Source organism: Ruegeria arenilitoris (genome assembly GCF_013030985.1).
GTDB lineage: Bacteria > Pseudomonadota > Alphaproteobacteria > Rhodobacterales > Rhodobacteraceae > Ruegeria > Ruegeria arenilitoris_B.
Genome location: NZ_WPYP01000001.1, coordinates 231,645 through 250,034 on the forward strand (window position 1 = coordinate 231,645; position 18,390 = coordinate 250,034).

The window sequence follows — 18,390 nt, forward strand, 5'->3', positions numbered from 1 at the left end:
TGTCAGTTCAGGCTGGCACGAGTGGGGGTTTCCTGAAGCAGATCGCCCCAATCGGTGCGATAGGCCATCTCGGCCAGAACGGTTTCGGGCAGGAATTCCTGATTCTGGCGGATTTGCCAGCCGCCGCCCAGACCCTTGTAGACAGCCACCAGATTGCTGGACACCTGCTGCCGCGCCTCGATCAGGTTGGCTTGCGACCGCAGCAGCGCGGTCTGCGTGTTCAGGATACGGGAATAGTCGGCAATGCCGTCGCGGTATTGGTCCACCGCGATCTCGGCCGCTTTGCGCGATGCCGCCACGCTGTTCTCATAGAACCCAACCTGCTTGCGCGACTGGGTATAGGCAACCATCGCGCTTTCAACCTCGGAATAGGCGGTCAGAACGGTGTTCTGGTAGTTCGCGATCAGGGCCTGATAGGCCGCGTCCTGAGCGCGGACGTTGTTCTTGATCCGGCCATAGTTCAGCACGTTCCAGACCACACCAGCATTGGCCAGACTGGTGGTGCTGGCCGAAGAAAACAGATCCCGCCCGCCCGAGGCTTGCAGGCCAATGGACCCCGACAGAATGAACTGGGGGTACAGATCAGCCATCGCGATCCCCACCTGCGCCGACTGTGTCGCCGCCGCCAGCTCTGCCGCGCGCACGTCCGGGCGGCGGCGCAGCAACTCGGCCGGAACGCCGACGGCCACGTTAGAGCGAGCCGAGGGAATGCGCCCGGAATTGCCCAGCAGGCTGGTCATCCGCGACGGGGTGGTGCCCAGCAACACGGCCAGCGCATTCTTGGCTTGCTGAATGTCGCTTTCGATCTCGGGCACCAGAGCTTTGGTGTTGTTCAGCAGCGCTGTGGATTCCTGCACGTCCAACTCGGTCGTCACACCGTTGTCGAAACGCAATTGGGTCAGGTCGGCAGAGGCCTGTTGCAGTGAGATGTTTTCACGCGCAACGGTCAGAGATTCCTGCAGAGCGCGGATATTCACATACAGCGCCGCAACATCCCCGGTCAGTGTTACCAGGGCGTCGTCGTAGTTGGCCACCTGCAGAGCCAGATTGGAGCGCGCCGCCTGAACGCCGCGGCGTTGCTGACCCCAAACATCCAACTCCCATTGGGCATCGAACCCGACTTGTGAGGTCGAAAACTCGGTATCCAGAGGGATGATCCGTTGGATATCAGAAACTGGCCTAAGGTTGTCGCTGATCTGTCGCTGCTCAATCGATCCACCGATGGCCTGCGATTGCGGGTACAGTTCTCCGAACGCGATCCCGAGTTGCGCGCGGGCCTGTAAGACACGGGCACCGGCCACTTGCAGATCAAGGTTCTGGGCATAGGCCTCGGCAATCAGTTTGTTCAGAGTGGGATCGTTGAACGTCTCCCACCATTTCACGACCGGCGCGCTGCGCGAGGTCAGGCCGCTGGGGCCAGCGCTGGGGCTGTTGACCTCGATCCATTCCTTCACGACCGGAGAGTTCGGGCGCACAAAATCGGGGCCGACTGGCGTGCAGCCGACCAGCAGGGCCGTGCATAGGGCGGTGCCGATCAGTCTGCGGTGAAGCTTGGCCCGGGTCATGTCATGCGTCCTCAGATATCCAATGGTCGGATGAAGTTGGCGAAGGAGTAAAGGCGGATATTGATGCGGCGCAGGAACTCAAAGCTTTTGCCTTGCCCAGTGTAGATTGCCACCGCCGCGTGGCCACCAGCAGGGAAGGTGTGACCATCCGGAATATCGACCGAGATTTGTACAGCAATGCGGCCCGGCAGTTTCGGCAGTTCAAAGCCGGGCAGACGGCCCGAGGGCAGGTACTGACCCTGACGGGTGGCCCACCAGATCGCTTCGACCTTGCCGGTCAGAATCTCGCCGGGATATAGATCAAGTGCAACCTCAACCGGCTGTCCGACTTCGACGAATTTCAGGTTCTGCTGGCGATAGGTGGCAAGAATATAGGGGTTGTCCTTGGTGACAAAGCTGGCGATCGCGCCCAAACGGATATCCCCCACAACCAGACCTGGACGGGCCTGTTGCGACACGATCATACCATCTTCGGGTGCATAAATCGTTGTGTTATCAAGGAAGTACTGGGCTTTTTCCAACTGAGCCTGCGCCTGAAGGATGCCCGTGTTCACTCCGTCAATCTGTGAATCAAGCGCCAGTTGGGCCTTTTCCAGGTTGGCTTCGGCCTCTTTGATCTGTGCCTGATCCTCGGTGACCTGTTCATTCCAACGATCCAGCTCATCCTGACGTGCGCCGCCCGCAGGCACGAGATTTTCATAGCGCGCCTGTTGCGTCATCGCATAGGCCAATTGCGCGTTTGCGCGTTCTACGTTTTCAACCGCGACAATGACATCTTGTTCCAAAATCTTGGCGTTCTGCTCGGCTGCGACCAGTTGCGCGGTAGCCTCCTCGACTTCTAGCGCGAACACAGTGTCGTCAAAGCGGTAGAGGGGATCGCCCTTCTTGACCTCGGTATTCGGCTCGACCAGCACCTCGGTCAGGATGGTCGGTTCGGTCAGCCGCGGCACGATCTGGATGGTCGAGCGGACAACGTGGCTGTCGATCGAGTAGGGTTGAAAGAACCGCAGCGCCACCAGAAACACCAGCAACAGGTGTGCGCCAATCCAAAAGGTGACGATCCCCCAGGTGATGTTGAACTTCAGCCATTGGACTTTGAAAAAAATGAACCAGACAAAGATGATGTAGAACAGCGTAATGCCGAGGGCGACGAACATAGTCAGTGAATTCCTTTGGCCTTAGCTCTTCTGCGTCTCGTCCGGGTCCAGCGGGTCGCGGTATTCTTCGTTCACCGAACCGCCCAACCGTTTGATTTCCTTGCGAATGGCGTCTTTCTCGTCATCAGGCGTGCGGCGAATGTCGACCGTGACGCCATCGTGGAACGCCCACATGAAGGCATGAACCCAAGGGACAACGGCCAGAAACCCCATCCATCCCATGATCTTGACAGCTTCGGCGTGTGGGTGATTGCGTTTGATCGCGATCCGCCCGGGCAGTCCCATGATGAACAGAAACAATGCCATCACCGCTGCCAGCAGCAATATCAATGCCACGAATGTCAGATAGTCGTAAAAGCCAAGCGGCTGTCCCAGTAATCCCATGCTCGTGCCTCCTTTTGGGAAGGTTCCCTCATCCTCAGCCGTCGCCACCCATTTCGTCAATCAATTTATAGCTGGTGGGAGGATCGGCGCAGATACCCGGTCCGCATTCCACCAGGGTCGAGACCGCATTCAGCGCAGCCAAACCGAACATAATGAAAAATGCGGCCTTCGCCAGCACACTACCGCCGAAGCGGGGCTGAGGTTCGCTGTCATACTGACGGTCAAACATCAGCATGATTGCAGTGCCCAGCAGAATCAGGAAAAAGCAGATCGCAGCCCAGGTGTAATAATGCAGTCCCAGCACGGGCGAGCCGTAATGCCCGGTGCCCGGCACGATATGCAGCAGGATCTGCCGAACGGCGACGCTGCCGCCAAACAACGCGCCAAGCAGCATGATGCCGTAGTGTCGGGGGCGGGCCCCATGAAGCAGGTTCAGCCCCAAACCCACGCCCACGGCGACAAAGCCAACCCGTTGCAACAGGCACAAGGGACACGGAAGCTCGTAGAGTTTCAACTGATAAAAATAGGCCAGCAATAGCACCAGGCTGACCGCCAACATGCCTAGTGCGTTCAGGGTGCGTGAGAGTTCAGGTGTCATCCGGGCTCTCCTACAACTGGATCGTCAGTTGGCTGGTGGCGTGGAATTTCAGCCAATACACACTCAACGCCAGCGTGAAAAAGAACAGCACATTGGCGGCTGTAGTACGATTAAAATAATTCAGCCCCATCGTGGCTGTAAGTAACGCAAACAAAAGCGCTATCATGGCCCGGATCTCCCCTCCCGTGCGACGATTGCAATATGCATGAGTGTGTCAGGCGACGGCCGATCTGGCAAGAACCAGTGTCCGGGATTCACCTTTAGTGCGAATTACTTAACGTCAACCGCAAAGCTTTACCTGCGTGTTCCATTCATTACATTTGCGGGCCAGATCATTGGGCAAGGCGTGATCGGTGTAGAACACGTCCACTTCGGACAGCGAGGCAATCCGCGCCGGAGCGGTCCGCTGGAACTTTGACTGATCGGCCACAAGGCAGGTCTTGCGCGCCTGCGCTATGATGGTCTGGCTGACCCGCACCTCTTGAAAGTCGAAGTCCAGCAGGTCCCCGTTTATGTCCAGCGCGGAACAGCCGATGATCGCATAGTCAAACTTGAACTGTTCAATGGTCGAGATTGTCAGGTTGCCGATCAGCCCGCCATCCGAGCGACGCAGCACGCCTCCGGCGACGACGATCTGACAATCTGGGTTTTCGACCAGGATGTTTGCCACATTCATGTTGTTGGTGACCACCATCAGGTCCTTGTGGCCCAGCAACTGCCGGGCAACGGCCTCGGTCGAAGTGCCGATGTTCAGAAACACGGACGCTCCGTCCGGGATATCCTGCGCGCAAAGCTGCGCGATGCGCGCCTTTGTGTCGGCGTTCAGGGCGCGGCGGTCTTCATAGCCGATATTGGACACGCCCGATCGCAACACCGCGCCACCATGCACGCGGTCGAGTTTGCCCATGTCGGCCAGTTCGGACAGGTCCCGGCGAATGGTCTGAACCGTAACTTCGAACCGCGCGGCCAAATCTTCGACCATAACGCGGCCGTCCTGTCTGGCGATGTTCAGAATGTCGGACTGGCGAAAGGATAGGGACACGGTTAGCTCCAAACTGGGTGAGTTCGTTTTTGTTCCGTTTTCCGGAATATTCAACAGAATGACATATGGAGGAGTAATAATTTGCTATCTCTGTGACAAAACGAACATAAACGAAAACAAACATTGACGAAACGCGGGTCTCCAAGGTTAATGAGCGCGTTTTCCACCAATGGGGAATCACCCGGATATGAAACAGACACAGGAACAGGTCTCTGACCTCTTCATTATCGGCGGCGGTATCAACGGATGCGGCATTGCCCGCGATGCGGCGGGGCGCGGGCTGTCGGTGACACTGGCCGAGATGAACGATCTCGCCTCGGCGACGTCTTCGGCCTCGACCAAGCTGTTTCACGGCGGGTTGCGGTATCTGGAGTATTTCGAGTTCCGCCTTGTGCGCGAGGCGCTGGTCGAACGCGAAACCCTGCTGCGCGCGATGCCGCATATCAGTTGGCCGATGCGGTTTGTGCTGCCGTATCACGAGGATATGCGCTTTGACTCGGAAACCCCGACCTCGCGCTTGCTGAGCACGGTGATGCCCTGGATGAAGGGTCGCCGGCCGGCGTGGCTGATCCGTCTGGGGCTGTTCATGTATGACCATCTGGGTGGGCGTAAAATCCTGCCGGGCACGGACGCGCTGGACCTGAAAACCGCCCCCGAAGGGCGGCCGCTGCAGGATAAATTCGAGACGGCCTATGAGTATTCGGATTGCTGGATCGAGGATTCACGGCTGGTAGTCCTCAACGCCCGCGATGCCGAGGCGCGCGGGGCAAAGATCTTGGTGCGCACCGAGGTTCTTTCGGCGGAACGCGTGGACGACCTGTGGGAGGTGACGCTCCGGGATCGTGACAGCGACGAGACACGTGTGGTCCGGGCCAGAATGCTGATCAACGCTGGCGGCCCGTGGGTCGGCGATATCATCCAGTCAAAAATCCGCGTGAACTCGCGCGAAGGTGTCCGGCTGGTGCGCGGCAGCCATATCGTGACCCGCAGGCTGTTCGACCACGACAAATGCTATTTCTTTCAGGGTGAGGATGGCCGCATCATCTTTGCCATTCCGTATGAGCGCGACTTCACTCTGATCGGCACCACTGACCAGGACCATCCGGATCCGTCCGAGCCTCCGATCTGTACCGAGGCTGAGCAAGACTACTTGTGCACTTTTGCGACGAAGTATTTCAAGAAACCGGTGACCCGCGACGACATCGTCTGGACCTATTCCGGCGTGCGTCCTTTGTACGATGACGGGGCCAGCAGCGCGACGGCAGCAACGCGGGATTATACGTTGAAGGTCGACGCGCAGGGCGGGGCGCCCGTGCTGAATGTGTTTGGCGGCAAGATTACGACCTACCGTCGGCTGGCCGAAAGCGCGCTGGAGAAAGTGGCTGAGCACTTCGCAGACCTGCCCGGTTCCTGGACTGCGGGTGTTGCCTTGCCAGGCGGGGATTTCCCTGTCGATGGGGTGCAGGACCTGGTGGCTGGGCTCGAGGCGGATTACAGCTTTCTGGATCGCGCCTGGGCTGAACGGCTTGTGCGAGCTTACGGCACCGAATCCCGCGCCATTCTGGGGGATGCGCATTCCTTGGAGGATTTGGGCGAGGATTTTGGCGCTACGCTGACCGCGCGGGAACTCGAATGGCTGATGGACAGGGAATACGCGCGCAAGGCCGAGGATGTGGTCTGGCGCAGGAACAAACTGGGCCTGCGGTTGACTGACGATCAGATTGCCCGGATCGAAGACTGGATGTTGCAGCGCTGCGCGCAAGCCGCTGCCTAAGATAAAAGCCCCGCCGATCTGGCGGGGCTTTTCTTTGATTTACGCCGCTTCCTCGGAAGGTCCCGGATCGTTTTTGGTTCCCTTGATCCACTCCCTGAGGCTTTGCATCAGGGCATACAGAACCGGTACCAGAATGACGCCGACCAGTGTGGCTGCCAACATACCACCGAACACGGCGACGCCGATGGCCTTCTGACTGGCCGCGCCTGCACCACTGGCCGCCAGCAGCGGCACAACACCCAGTAGGAAGGACAGCGCGGTCATCATCACCGCGCGGAAACGCTGGTAAGCAGCCTCGGCGGCGGCGTCCTTGATCGACAGGCCATTGGCCCGCTGCTCCATCGCAAATTCAACGATCAGAATGCCGTTCTTCGACGCAAGCCCCACAAGCATGATCATCCCGATCTGCGTATAGAGGTTGATGTCACTGCCCACGATGGCCACCGCGGCCACCGCCCCGAACAGAGCGACGATTACCGACAGCAGGATCGAAACTGGCATTGTCCAGCTTTCATACTGACCGACAAGGAACAGATAGCCGAACAGGATCGCCAGACCCAGAATGACGATTACGAGGCTGCCTGAGGCCAGCTGCTGCTGCGCCGTCCCGGTCCATTCGAACGCATAGCCCGGGGGTAGGGCGGTCGCCGATTCCTCGGTCATGACGTTGATCGCATCGCCGGTGGAAAGCCCCGGGGCAGGAACCGCCGTCACGGTTGCCGAGCGGAACAGGTTGTGGCGTTTCAGCAGCACCGGCCCCAGCACGTTCTCAACATCAACGAGCGTACCCAGAGGGACCATCTCACCCTTTGTCGAACGCACGTAAAGGTTTGAGATATCCTCGACCTTGTCGCGATAGCTGCCGTCCGCCTGGATCATCACGCGATAGACCCGGCCGAACAGGTTAAAGTCGTTTACGTAGTAAGACCCCAACTGCGCCTGCATGGTCTGGAACACTTCGGCCACGGACACTTGCAGCGTCTTGGCTTTCTCGCGGTCCAGATCGACGAACAATTGCGGCACGTTTGCGCGGAAGGTCGTGTAGGCCTGACCGATCTCGGGCCGTTGGTTTGCTGCGTAGACGAACGACCCCACGGCCGAGGCCAGATCCTGAGGCGATCCGCCGCCGGTTTGCTGGACCTCCATCTCGACACCGGCAGACATCCCCAGGCCTTGAATGGGCGGCGGGTTGAAAGCCACGATCGAGGCCGCGGACTCGCCATAGGCGATGGCCAGGACCTTTTGCAGGATTGCGTCCGCGCTCAGGTCGTCTTCCTGACGCTCATCCCAGTTGTCGAGGTTCACAAAGATCGCAGCGCCGTTGGTTGTGGTGCCGTTCAGGATCGAGAAGCCGTTGATCAGAACGGTGCTTGCCACGCCGGGGATTTCCTGAATCTGGTCGTCTACCCGGGCCGAGACAATTTCGGTACGTTCCAGCGTCGCCGCGTCGGGCAGCTGAATATCGACGAACAGATAGCCGTTATCCTCAAGCGGCAGGAACCCGCTGGACGTGTTGGACATGATGGTTCCGGTGCCCATCGCCAGTGCCACGATGACGCCAAGACCGATTACCGGCAGGATCAGCAGCTTGCGCACGATGGCCACATAACCACTGCGGACGGTGCCGATGAACCTTTCAAACACGGCCAACAGCCCCTTTGGCGGACCCGAGCGGGGACGCAGCACCAGTCCGCACAAGGCCGGTGACAGGGTCAGTGCGTTGATCGACGAGATCACAACAGCGGTCGAGATCGTCACAGCGAACTGCGAATAGAGCCGCCCCGAGATGCCCGGCATGAAGGTCACCGGTACGAACACGGCCAGCAGAACCAGCGTGGTCGCGATGACGGGGCCGGTGATCTGACCCATGGCCTTGCGGGTGGCCTCGGCAGGGGGCAGCCCCTCGTCGGCAATGATCCGTTCGACGTTTTCAACCACGACAATGGCATCATCCACCACGATCCCGATGGCCAGAACCAGCGCAAACAGAGAGATCGTGTTCAGCGACATGCCGAACAGCAGCAGGAATGCGAATGTCCCGATCAGTGAGACCGGGATCGCAACCGCCGGAATGATCGTTGCGCGCCAACTGCCAAGGAAGATGAAAACAACCGTGATCACCAGCGTGAAGGTCATGATCAGCGTTGTGACCACGTCGTTCAGCGACTGATCCACAAAGTCGGTTGTGTTAAACGGCACGGCGAATTCCACATCCGTGGGGAAACTGCGCGACAATCGCTCCAGTTCGGCCTCGACCCGATCAGATACTGCCAGCGCGTTGGCGCCGGGGGCCTGATAGATGCCGATGACGGTTGCCGGAACACTGTCAAAGTAACCGGAAGCCGCATAGTACTCCGCGCCCAGTTCTACCCGTGCGATATCCTTGACCCGCACGATTGATCCGGCATCACCTGTTCGAATGACAATCTCACCGAACTCTTCTGCCGAAGTCAGGCGGCCTTTGGTTTTGATTGTGTATTGAAATGTTTGCCCCTCGGGCACCGGCGGCGCACCGATCGAACCGGCTGAAACTTCGACGTTCTGCTCGCGGATGGCGTTGATCACATCCCCGGGCGTGATGGACAGGGCGGCCATCTGATCCGGGTCCATCCAGATGCGCATGGCATATTCCAGATTGGTCAGAACGTCGGCCTTACCAACGCCTTGAACCCGTGCCAGAGCATCTTTCAGGTTTATCGAAGCATAGTTCGACAGAAACACACTGTCATAGGTGCCGTTGGGCGAGGTCAGCGTGACCAGCAACAGCATGTTGGTCGATGCCTTCTGCGTGACCACACCCGAGGACGTTACCTCGGCCGGCAGCGAAGACATCGCTTGCGCCACCCGGTTCTGCACGTTCACCGAGGCGATATCGGGATCGGTACCAACCTCGAACGTGATGTTCAGCGAGTAAGAGCCGTTATCCGACGAGGTGGACGTCATATAGATCATGTCGTCCACACCGTTCACCTGCGCCTCGATGGGCGCGGCGACTGTGTTTTCCACGGTTTCGGCGTTTGCACCGGTGTAGGTGGTGGTCACACTGACAACGGGCGGCGTGATGTCCGGAAACTGGGCGACCGGCAGAACCATGTAGCCGATCGCGCCCATGATGGTCAGGACAAGCGAAATAACAAGCGCCAGCTTGGGCCGGCTAATGAACAGGGCAGAGAACATTGGTTACTCTCCCGGCTGCTCAGAGGCCACGACCGCATCCACGGCCACACCCGGACGAACCCTTTGCAGGCCCTCTACGATGACGCTTTCACCTTCGCGCAGGCCTTCCTTGACGATGATTGCAGACTCGACCGTGTCTCCGGTGGTGATATAGCGCTGCTCGACCATCTGCTTGTCATTCACGACCAGTACGAACTCTCCCCGCTGGTCACGTTGCAGCGCGGCCTGAGGGACCAGGACCTCGAGGGTGGGTTCCAACGCTTCGATCTGAACGCTCAGGAACTGACCGTCGACGATCAAACGACCGGTGTTTGCAAATTCCGCCCGAACAGTGATTGCGCCTGTCAGAGGGTCGATGCGATTGTCAACGAAAACGATCTTGCCAGTTTCATCCAAGTCGGTTCCGTTGGGCAGTGTTAGGTGCACGTTCGGGCTTTTGTCGCTTTCCGCCAATGAGGCGGCACTCTCACCATATTGCTCCAGAACGGTTGTGAATTGTTTTTCGTTCAGCGAAAAGTTCACATAAATCGGCGCTTCGCTCACCAAATTTACGAGTGCAGGGTTTGTCGGCCCAACCACGTCACCCACACTTGTGGTGACGCGGCCGATACGCCCGGAAAAGGGGGCGTGAATTTTGGTATAGCTCAGGTCAAGTTGCGCTTGCTGGATTGCGGCATTTGCTGATTTCACTTCAGCCTCGGCGACCAGTTCATTCGCACGTGCGATGTCCCGCTCGGACTCGGGGGTCGCGTCGCGTAGGTAAAGCTCTTCCTTTCGGGCCAGCTCTACCTTTGCCAGTTCCAGATTGGCCTCAGCACGCTCTAAATCGGCCTTGCGGGCTTCGAGTGTGGCTTCATAGAGATCGGGTTCGATCGTGAACAACAAATCGTCTTTTTCCACGAGAGAACCGTCAGTCACCTCCTGGCTCTCAAGAAATCCGTTGACCCTTGCTACGATGTCAACTTTGTCGACCGCCTCGGCACGACCGATGAAAACAGCTTCTTCAGTGATTTCCTGCGTATAGGCCGCAGCGATGGACACCTTGGGCGGCGGGGCGTCGCTTTGATCCTGCGCCAGGGCCGAATTTGCCATGCCCATACAGACCAAGGCGGCGACGGCTGGCCCGTGGAAGCGGGATTTGAAGTTCTTCAATGCAAAGGACATGGCAGGCGCCTCGTTAAACTATGGATCATGCGCCCGGGCAGACTGACTGCCCCGACGAGTCGACTGAATTTCTGGTCAGGATGGCCGTTTTGCGCGTATATCTCAAGCTTCTTGAATGCGAATTAATCGTTCCGGTCGGCAGAATTTTTCGCGCCGACAGGCTAACTTAGGCTGACTTTCTTAAGCCGGCTTTCTCAAATTCCAGCCAGAACAACGAAAACGAGGGCCGCGCGGATCCCCGTTTTCGAGTTCGACGTTGAGCGTTAGATCAGGCGCGTGTTCCGGCAAACCGGGTTTGCCAGTCTTCGCGCTGCTCGTCGGTGATTTTGGCGAACAGAACGTCCGGCACGGTGAATTCATGACCGGCAGGCAGGGCGCTGAGCGCGGCCTCGACATCCTCGGGCCAGCTGGTGTCCAGCGTGTTCATCGCGCTCAGCATTTTGGCCGAGGTTTCTGGGATGAACGGGGCGCTGAGAACGGCGTAGAGACGGATCAAGTTCAGGCCCAGACGCACTTGTGCTGCGGCCTGTTCCGGGTCTTCCTTGAAGGTCGACCAGGGGGCGGCGGCCTGAAGATATTCGTTGCCTGCTACCCAGATCGCCCGCAGCTCCTGCGCGGATTTGCGAACCTCCATCGCCTCCATATGCCCCTCATAGGCTCGGACGCGGCGGGTGAGTTCTTCGATCAGCGCGTTTTCACGTTCGCCATAGCTGCCGCCTTCGGGCACAGCCTCGGAGAATTTCGAGCGGCAGAACTTCGTGATCCGGCTGACAAAGTTGCCCAGCACGTCGGCGAGGTCCTTGTTCACCGATTGCTGGAAGTTCTCCCACGTGAACTCGCTGTCGCTGCTTTCGGGGGCATGGCTCAGCAGCCACCAGCGCCAGAAGTCGGCGGGCAGGATGTCCAGCGCCTGATCCATGAACACGCCACGACCTTGGCTGGTCGAGAACTGACCGCCGTCATAGTTCAGGTAGTTGAAGGATTTCAGGTGATCCACCATCTTCCATGGCTCGCCCGAACCCAGAATGGTGGCTGGGAAAGACAGGGTGTGGAAGGGTACGTTGTCCTTGCCCATGAACTGGACATAACGCACGTCATCCGCGCCTTTGTCGGTGCGCCACCAGCGTTCCCAATCGGCATCAGATTTGCCGTTGGCATCCGCCCACTCCTTGGCGCAGGCAATGTATTCGATCGGCGCGTCGAACCAGACATAGAAGACCTTGCCTTCCATCCCCGGCCAGTCCTGATCACCTTTCTTGACCGGAACGCCCCAGTCCAGATCGCGGGTGATGCCGCGATCCTGCAGGCCGTCACCATCATGCAGCCACTTCTTGGCAATCGACGTTGTCAGGATCGGCCAGTCGGTCTTGCTGTCGATCCAAGCGTCCAGCTGATCCTTCATTGCCGACTGGCGCAGATACAGGTGCTTGGTCTCGCGCACCTCCAGATCGGTCGAACCGGAAATGGCCGAGCGCGGCTCGATCAGATCGGTCGGGTCCAACTGCTTGGTGCAGTTCTCGCACTGGTCGCCGCGCGCGCGCTCATAGCCGCAGTTGGGGCAGGTGCCCTCGATATATCGGTCGGGCAGGAACCGGCCATCGGCGTTTGAATAGACCTGTTTTTCGCTGACCTCACGGATCAAGCCCGCATCATCCAGCTTGCCCGCGAAATGCTGAGTCAGTTTCTTGTTCTGCTCGCTGGACGACCGGCCAAAGTAGTCGAAGCTGAGGCCGAAGCGGTTGGCGATATCTGACTGCACGCCATGCATTTCGGCGCAATACTCGGCCACCGGCTTGTCAGCCTTGGCAGCGGCCAGTTCGGCCGGCGTGCCGTGCTCGTCCGTGGCGCACAGGAACATGACCTCGTTCCCCCGGCCACGCTGGTAGCGCGCATACAGGTCGGCAGGCAATTGCGAGCCGATCAGGTTGCCGAGGTGCTTGATCCCATTGATGTAAGGGATCGCCGAGGTGATGAGAATCCGAGCCATTTTGCGTTTCCACGTATCTATCTGCGCGCCCGTCTACCTTATGTGGTCGGTCAGCAAAAGCCCGGTTTCGCCGGTAAACGCCCGAAACGACGGATAATTGCCTGTCCAGCATGACCTTCGCGTGATGGTCCCTGGCCGTGTATGATGGGCGTACATATTTTTCAGGGGGGATAAAATGAAGCTATTCTTTGTTCATCGCCTGATGCAGGTGTCCGCAATTCTCTGTTTAACCCTTTTCTTGACGCCGAGCAGCCAAGCAGACCAAAGCAAAGCCCTGGATGCGATTGACAGCTTTGACAAAGCGATGCTGTCGATTTTCCACCGCGGTCAGGACGCGCTGACGTCGCAGACGCGGCCGGTCATGGTGATTGCTCGGGATGTGACGATCCTGTCTGAGGATGGTCAGGTGTCTTTTCCCAGAGACGCGCCAAACTACCTTATTTTCAAATCCACATCCCACGTCCTTTTGGGGATGATCGGTGCCGTTACTCCGTGGCCCGAAGCAAACGATGATGATGCAAGGTGGAAAAAGGACTTTGCAGCCATTGGGCGGGAAATCGACACGCTTTTGCCGTGGATAGAAAAGCTCGACCTGCCGGAAGAAGAGGTTGCTAGGCAACGAAAGATGCTTGAGGCCGCGCGCACCTTCACCAATGCAGCGGTCCAGCGCGGCACCCTCGACCGGCAGGACGTCTCAGACGCGATCAACGACATGCGCCCGGTCTGGGCAGCCAACATGCGCCAAGCGGCGCGGGCCGAGCTTTCCGCGTTGCACAAGGCCGTGTCTGATGCGCGCGCGGCAATCAGCAAAGAAGACTGGGATGAGATGTATGTCGTCCATCACGGCGGGTCCAATGTTGCGGGGATCAACGTCGTCGAACTGTATCTTGAGCGCGTGATGCCGCAGAAAGTAGCGGCGGGTCAGGTTATGTTTGCCGAAAATGCACATGGCAACAAGGCGATGGCCGATTTCGTCGGCTATGAGAAGATGCAACGCCTTGTAGGCGCTTGGGCTTTCGGTGACCCGGGGCGCATGGAAGTTGACCTGTTGGGCTATGAGGCAGGTGCACTTCTGGATGAAATGATCCCGTCCTCACCGCCTGAGTAACACCCTGGGCATTACTCCTCGCGCGACCTCTTGAGCAACCGCCCGATGGTGAACGAGGTGCGCGGCGCATAGACATAATTGGTCCGCTCGTCCGGTGTCGGGCGCGAGCGCATCCGTGCCACGCCGAATATGATCAGAACCAAGTGTCCGGCGGCCACAAAGGCGAATAGGGCACCTGGACCAAATTGCTGGATCAGCGTGGATGAGATGTAGGGTGAGGCAATTGCCCCCAGCGCGTACCAGAACATCAGCGCGGCTGACAGTTCCACCCGTTCCTCCGTGGTAGCAAAGTCATTTGCGTGCGCAGAAGAAACCGAGAAGATCGGAAAGGTCGTCAGGCCAAAGATCCCAGCCGCCAGCATTACACCCAGCGTACCGGTACCGCTTGCGGCCATCGTAACACCACAGCTGAGCACAGCAGCACCGGACAGCCAGATCAGCACCCAGCGCCGGTCATATTTATCGGCGAGCCATCCCAACGGGTACTGCGCCAATGCTCCGCCCAATACAAACGAGGCAAGGAAGAACGCGATCTGATCCACGCCCAGACCAACCTCTTGCCCGTAAACGGGGCCGACCATGCGGAAAGAGGCCGAACTGAGCGCCGCAACGATCACACCCGCCACCGCCAGGGGCGAACTGCGCCAGGCCAGTTTGGGTCGCAGGCGGGGGGCGTCGGGTGTGATCGGCTGGCTGGCGCGGGTCAGTGTCAGCGGCAATAGCGAAGCACAACACAGGATCGCCAACAGGTTATAGGACACGTACGAGGCGGGCGGCAGCACGGCAATGATCAACTGCGCCCCCAGCGATGCCCCCATGTCGACGAACCGATACGTCCCCATGGCCCGCCCACGGGTTTCGTTGGTGACTTTGGCATTCAGCCAGGCCTCGATCACGGTGTAACTGCCTGCAACGCAGGTGCCCGAGGCGATCCGCAACATAGCCCATAAATAAGGGTTGTCCGTCAGCGTATGCCCGATCAGCCCCATCGCCCCCAAGGCTGTACAGACGGCAAAGGCCCGCGAGTGGCCGACGTTCCCCATAAGCCGCGGGGCCCACCAGCAACCAATGAAAAAGCCTAGGAAATGCGATGATCCCAACAGACCGATCTGCTCGGTCGTGAAATTCAGCGTCAGGCCCGAGATGGCGTCCAGCGGTCCGACGCCGCCGGTGGAAAGCTGCAGCAGAATGACGGAAAGAAAAAGGGCGGCAAAGGAAATGATCGTGCGCATGATGGGCTCAGCATTACCCAATATGCTGTCAATGCGCGCGCCTTATCGACGCGCAGGCGTCGTTTTTTGGCTATCCGGCTTTTTTGATCTCGGCCCGGATGTCCAGCCCGACGGTGTCCTGCACCAGATCGGCATAGCCGGACGCGCCGAAATCGTGACGGTTCAGCGCGCCGGTCAGGCGAATGGACAGCATGTCCAGATTGTCCGACGCGCTGCCCGAGGGGCGGAAGAGGTCGGCTTGCAGGGCGATCGGTTTCGTGACGTCGCGCAGGGTCAGGTCGCCGGTGATTTTTGCCCCGCGCGAGATTCGCCCGCCTTCGCCCAGCTGCACCCTGGTCGATACGAAATGAATGGTCGGAAACCGTGCGACATCCAGAACGCCTGCGCCCAGCATCGCGTTTCGGGCAAATGGCAATCTGGTGCGGGCTTTGGCGGCGTTCAGGGTGACACTGACGCGGCTGTTGGTCAGATTGCTCAGGTCGATCCGTATATCCGCCGACTGGATCGGCATGGATCCGGATTGGGCAAGGCCTGATAGATCGAAGGTAAAGTCAACAGATGTGCCCTTGGGCACCAGCACGTAACGGCTCTGGCCTGCATCGGCCGGGCGGGTCAGAGGCAGAGTGGCCAACCCGGCCAGAAGTGAGCGCCGGGTCAGGTGGGTCATGCCAAGGCCTCCTGCCTGCGCGGGCGTGAACGGTTCAGCAGCACCAGCAGGATGGCAATGTTCAGGCCGTTCCACAGAATGCCGTTGATGAAGGCCAGTTGGTAATTGCCGGTGACGTCGTAAATCCAACCGGACATCCAGCCACCCAAAGCCATGCCCATGATCGTCATCATCATGACGAACCCAACGCGGGCGCCGGCCTCTTGCGGAGGCATATACTCGCGGACCACCAGCGCATAGCTGGGCACGATACCGCCCTGCGCCAGCCCGAACAGCAGACTGATGACGTAAAGCGAGACCATCCCGTCATAAGGCAGGAACAGGAACAGGGCGATGCATTGCAGAACCGAGCCGATCAGCAGGGTCATCACGCCGCCCAACTTGTCGGCCACCAGCCCCGAGATCACGCGGCTGACCACGCCGCCCAACAGCATCAGCGACAGCATCTCGGCCCCGACGGCCGGACCGTATCCCAGACCGACGCAGTACGAGACGATGTGAACCTGCGGCATCGACATCGCCACGCAACAGCCGATCCCGGCCAGACCCAGAATGTATTGCAGGGCGCGTGGCGATATTCCAACGCTGCGGGCGTTGATCTGCGCGTTGGCGGCGGCAGTGCTGTGCGCCTCGACCGGGACCTGACGGCGTAGAAGAAGGGATAGGGGGATGACGACTGCCAAGGTTATGACAGCCAGCGTCAGATAGACTTGCTGCCAGCCGTCGCGGGCCAGAATGCCCGACAGAAGGGTGGGCCAGATCGCCCCGGACAGGTAATTCCCGCTGGCCACCAGCGCGACGGCGATCCCGCGCCGCCGCATGAACCAGTGCGAGATATCGGCGATCAGCGGCCCGAACCCGATGGACGTGCCCAGCCCCAACAGCAGATGCGCCACCGACAGCAGCAGGATATTCGGTGCCCATGTCGCCAGCAGGTAACTGATTGCGCTTAGAATTGCGGCTCCAATCAGCGCCTTGGTCACGCCCAGCCGGTCGACCATCTGCCCCAGCCACATGTTCCCCAGCGCAAAACCGATCATGGCCAGCACATAGGGCAAAGAGGCCTCGGCCCGACCGGCCCCGAACTGTGCCTCGACGGCGGGCATCACCACGATCACCGCCCACATGCCCACGTTGGCGACTGTGGCAATGGCAAGCGTGATCAGAAGGCGTATCCAGGAGTACCGGCTGTCATGGATCGGATGGCTCATGTCTGAACGCTAGGGCCGGGGTCTGTTTTTTGCCAGTCACAAGTTTTGTGATCCTCGTGAGGTGTCACACCAATACATCTTGCGTTTCGATCCGGGTCAGGTTCAGCCCGGCGCGCGGTTTGGTCTGGGTGGCCTGCCAACTGACCGGGGGCAGGGCGCGGGCGCGGCGGCGGGTCACGGCCCAGCGGCGGGCCTCTCCCTGATGGTTGGCGGCCATGTGCCAGCGGGTCTCAACCCCTTGTGCGCCACCGTCGCCGGGGGTCAGCAGCAGCCCCAGCGGAGCCCGCCCCATCGCGCCACCCTGTTCGGCGGCCAGATGCATCCGCCGCACCGGCGTCAGCCCCGGTGCGCCGGGCAGGTCGCCGATGATCAACGGGATCGCTCCGCTGCGCAGGGCCTCTTCCATGCACCACAGCAGATCCTCGGCGCGGGTGGGTCGGACGAAGATGAACCGGGCGGGATCGGCAAACGGCATCATGCCGTCGGGGTTCAACTGGCCGGGTTCCCACGCGGGCGAAATCCACAGCACCGGTCCCTGCGCCTGACCTGCCAACCACATGGCAAAGCTGCGCCGGGCGGGGCCGCAGGCCTCGTGCACACGACCCAGTTGCAGGGTGATCTGCGGATGCAGGGTTAGCCCCGGCGCCTCACGCGCGGGTTTGCGGCCGAGAAGGTTTGTAGACATGCCGTTAATCTAGCATGTTCTCACTTTGTTCTCAATCCGGGAATGCCACCAAAGACCCTTTACCGCGACAGGATCATACGGCCATCGGTGAACTGGATATTCGAAAACCGGTGCAGATAGTCCATGCCCAGCAGCGACTGACGCAAATCACCCTCGTTGACCCAGGCCGCAACGCCGTGGTCAATGATCGGGCCGAGCTCAAGACTGTCCAGCCGGATGGGCGCGGTGCGCACCTCTCCGTTCGCGGTCGATGCGCGCCCGATGTAGTTCAGCTGGTCGGGATCAACGCCGATGCGTCTGGCGTCCTGTTCGCTAAACACAATCTGGCTGGCGCCGGTATCAACAAGGAAATTGATCGGCTCACCGTTCACCAGCACGGGCAGGTAATAGTGGCCGTCATAAGCTCGGGGCACCTCAATCGTTTCGCCGGTGACGGTCATCTGCGGGGCGGGGGCAACGGTCGAGCGGATGTCTTCCCACAGGCCGACAACGGCAATGACGCCGACGAAGATAAAGACCCAGGCCATGGCCTGCTGCATGGTTTTGTTCAGGGATTGGCGGTTCTGCGAGATGAACCAGAACAGAACTGCCGTGCCAAGCACGACCAGATACACCAAACGTCCATAGTCACCTTCCATA

General features: G+C 59.6%; 16 protein-coding genes. 2 read left to right on the forward strand and 14 right to left on the reverse strand.

The window, feature by feature from the left end:
• Positions 1 to 2: 2 nt before the first annotated feature.
• The 6 genes from GOX88_RS01150 to GOX88_RS01175 form a co-directional block, all read right to left on the reverse strand.
• Positions 3 to 1,565 (reverse strand): efflux transporter outer membrane subunit, encoded by a 1,563-nt coding sequence (locus GOX88_RS01150; protein WP_170398079.1) that lies wholly within the window; start codon positions 1,563 to 1,565, stop codon positions 3 to 5.
• 11 nt (positions 1,566 to 1,576) lie between these two features.
• On the reverse strand, positions 1,577 to 2,722 hold the full coding sequence (locus tag GOX88_RS01155) for an HlyD family secretion protein (RefSeq protein WP_170398082.1): 1,146 nt from the start codon (positions 2,720 to 2,722) through the stop codon (positions 1,577 to 1,579).
• Between the two features lie 21 nt (positions 2,723 to 2,743).
• Positions 2,744 to 3,106 (reverse strand): DUF3302 domain-containing protein, encoded by a 363-nt coding sequence (locus GOX88_RS01160; protein WP_170398085.1) that lies wholly within the window; start codon positions 3,104 to 3,106, stop codon positions 2,744 to 2,746.
• A 34-nt stretch (positions 3,107 to 3,140) separates the two neighbouring features.
• The gene (locus tag GOX88_RS01165) at positions 3,141 to 3,704 is read right to left on the reverse strand and encodes a disulfide bond formation protein B (protein ID WP_170398087.1); all 564 of its coding nucleotides are present in this window, start codon (positions 3,702 to 3,704) and stop codon (positions 3,141 to 3,143) included.
• Positions 3,705 to 3,714: 10 nt separating this feature from the next.
• The gene (locus tag GOX88_RS01170; protein WP_170331252.1) at positions 3,715 to 3,870 is read right to left on the reverse strand and encodes a DUF5993 family protein; all 156 of its coding nucleotides are present in this window, start codon (positions 3,868 to 3,870) and stop codon (positions 3,715 to 3,717) included.
• Between the two features lie 114 nt (positions 3,871 to 3,984).
• Positions 3,985 to 4,746, reverse strand: coding sequence for a DeoR/GlpR family DNA-binding transcription regulator (locus GOX88_RS01175; RefSeq protein ID WP_170398090.1), 762 nt, complete (start codon positions 4,744 to 4,746; stop codon positions 3,985 to 3,987).
• Positions 4,747 to 4,933: 187 nt separating this feature from the next.
• Here GOX88_RS01175 and glpD point away from each other — a divergent pair, with 187 nt between their 5' ends.
• Positions 4,934 to 6,520, forward strand: a complete 1,587-nt coding sequence (gene glpD, locus GOX88_RS01180) for a glycerol-3-phosphate dehydrogenase (protein WP_170398092.1) — start codon at positions 4,934 to 4,936, stop codon at positions 6,518 to 6,520.
• A 39-nt stretch (positions 6,521 to 6,559) separates the two neighbouring features.
• On the opposite strand, the gene GOX88_RS01185 is transcribed toward glpD, so the two are convergent.
• The 3 genes from GOX88_RS01185 to metG form a co-directional block, all read right to left on the reverse strand.
• Positions 6,560 to 9,697: an efflux RND transporter permease subunit gene (locus GOX88_RS01185; RefSeq protein ID WP_170398097.1), complete on the reverse strand. Its 3,138-nt coding sequence runs from the start codon at positions 9,695 to 9,697 to the stop codon at positions 6,560 to 6,562.
• A gap of 3 nt (positions 9,698 to 9,700) precedes the next feature.
• Complete coding sequence (locus GOX88_RS01190) at positions 9,701 to 10,861, reverse strand: efflux RND transporter periplasmic adaptor subunit (protein WP_170398100.1); 1,161 nt, start codon at positions 10,859 to 10,861, stop codon at positions 9,701 to 9,703.
• Positions 10,862 to 11,129: 268 nt separating this feature from the next.
• Positions 11,130 to 12,848: a methionine--tRNA ligase gene (gene metG / locus GOX88_RS01195; protein WP_170398103.1), complete on the reverse strand. Its 1,719-nt coding sequence runs from the start codon at positions 12,846 to 12,848 to the stop codon at positions 11,130 to 11,132.
• Positions 12,849 to 13,023: 175 nt separating this feature from the next.
• Here metG and GOX88_RS01200 point away from each other — a divergent pair, with 175 nt between their 5' ends.
• Complete coding sequence (locus GOX88_RS01200; RefSeq protein ID WP_170428018.1) at positions 13,024 to 13,956, forward strand: hypothetical protein; 933 nt, start codon at positions 13,024 to 13,026, stop codon at positions 13,954 to 13,956.
• An 11-nt stretch (positions 13,957 to 13,967) separates the two neighbouring features.
• Here GOX88_RS01200 and GOX88_RS01205 read toward each other — a convergent pair whose 3' ends face one another.
• From GOX88_RS01205 to GOX88_RS01225, 5 genes are all read right to left on the reverse strand, one after another.
• Positions 13,968 to 15,188 (reverse strand): MFS transporter, encoded by a 1,221-nt coding sequence (locus GOX88_RS01205; RefSeq protein ID WP_170398109.1) that lies wholly within the window; start codon positions 15,186 to 15,188, stop codon positions 13,968 to 13,970.
• Between the two features lie 70 nt (positions 15,189 to 15,258).
• Positions 15,259 to 15,855: a YceI family protein gene (locus GOX88_RS01210; RefSeq protein WP_170398111.1), complete on the reverse strand. Its 597-nt coding sequence runs from the start codon at positions 15,853 to 15,855 to the stop codon at positions 15,259 to 15,261.
• Positions 15,852 to 17,066, reverse strand: coding sequence for an MFS transporter (locus tag GOX88_RS01215; RefSeq protein ID WP_170398114.1), 1,215 nt, complete (start codon positions 17,064 to 17,066; stop codon positions 15,852 to 15,854). Before GOX88_RS01215 ends, GOX88_RS01210 begins: the two co-directional genes overlap by 4 nt.
• Positions 17,067 to 17,130: 64 nt before the next feature.
• Positions 17,131 to 17,751, reverse strand: coding sequence for an ImuA family protein (locus GOX88_RS01220; RefSeq protein WP_170398117.1), 621 nt, complete (start codon positions 17,749 to 17,751; stop codon positions 17,131 to 17,133).
• Between the two features lie 59 nt (positions 17,752 to 17,810).
• Entirely contained in the window at positions 17,811 to 18,389 is a 579-nt protein-coding gene (locus GOX88_RS01225) for a retropepsin-like aspartic protease family protein (protein WP_170398120.1), read from the reverse strand.
• Position 18,390 lies beyond the last annotated feature (1 nt).

Coding starts and splice junctions, on each gene's coding strand:
- GOX88_RS01150 (WP_170398079.1), bottom strand. CDS start 1,565: ATGACCCGGGCCAAGCTTCACCGCAGACTGATCGGCACCGCCCTATGC.
- GOX88_RS01155 (WP_170398082.1), bottom strand. CDS start 2,722: ATGTTCGTCGCCCTCGGCATTACGCTGTTCTACATCATCTTTGTCTGG.
- GOX88_RS01160 (WP_170398085.1), bottom strand. CDS start 3,106: ATGGGATTACTGGGACAGCCGCTTGGCTTTTACGACTATCTGACATTC.
- GOX88_RS01165 (WP_170398087.1), bottom strand. CDS start 3,704: ATGACACCTGAACTCTCACGCACCCTGAACGCACTAGGCATGTTGGCG.
- GOX88_RS01170 (WP_170331252.1), bottom strand. CDS start 3,870: ATGATAGCGCTTTTGTTTGCGTTACTTACAGCCACGATGGGGCTGAAT.
- glpD (WP_170398092.1), top strand. CDS start 4,934: ATGAAACAGACACAGGAACAGGTCTCTGACCTCTTCATTATCGGCGGC.
- GOX88_RS01185 (WP_170398097.1), bottom strand. CDS start 9,697: ATGTTCTCTGCCCTGTTCATTAGCCGGCCCAAGCTGGCGCTTGTTATT.
- GOX88_RS01190 (WP_170398100.1), bottom strand. CDS start 10,861: ATGTCCTTTGCATTGAAGAACTTCAAATCCCGCTTCCACGGGCCAGCC.
- metG (WP_170398103.1), bottom strand. CDS start 12,848: ATGGCTCGGATTCTCATCACCTCGGCGATCCCTTACATCAATGGGATC.
- GOX88_RS01200 (WP_170428018.1), top strand. CDS start 13,024: ATGAAGCTATTCTTTGTTCATCGCCTGATGCAGGTGTCCGCAATTCTC.
- GOX88_RS01205 (WP_170398109.1), bottom strand. CDS start 15,188: ATGCGCACGATCATTTCCTTTGCCGCCCTTTTTCTTTCCGTCATTCTG.
- GOX88_RS01210 (WP_170398111.1), bottom strand. CDS start 15,855: ATGACCCACCTGACCCGGCGCTCACTTCTGGCCGGGTTGGCCACTCTG.
- GOX88_RS01215 (WP_170398114.1), bottom strand. CDS start 17,066: ATGAGCCATCCGATCCATGACAGCCGGTACTCCTGGATACGCCTTCTG.
- GOX88_RS01220 (WP_170398117.1), bottom strand. CDS start 17,751: ATGTCTACAAACCTTCTCGGCCGCAAACCCGCGCGTGAGGCGCCGGGG.
- GOX88_RS01225 (WP_170398120.1), bottom strand. CDS start 18,389: ATGGAAGGTGACTATGGACGTTTGGTGTATCTGGTCGTGCTTGGCACG.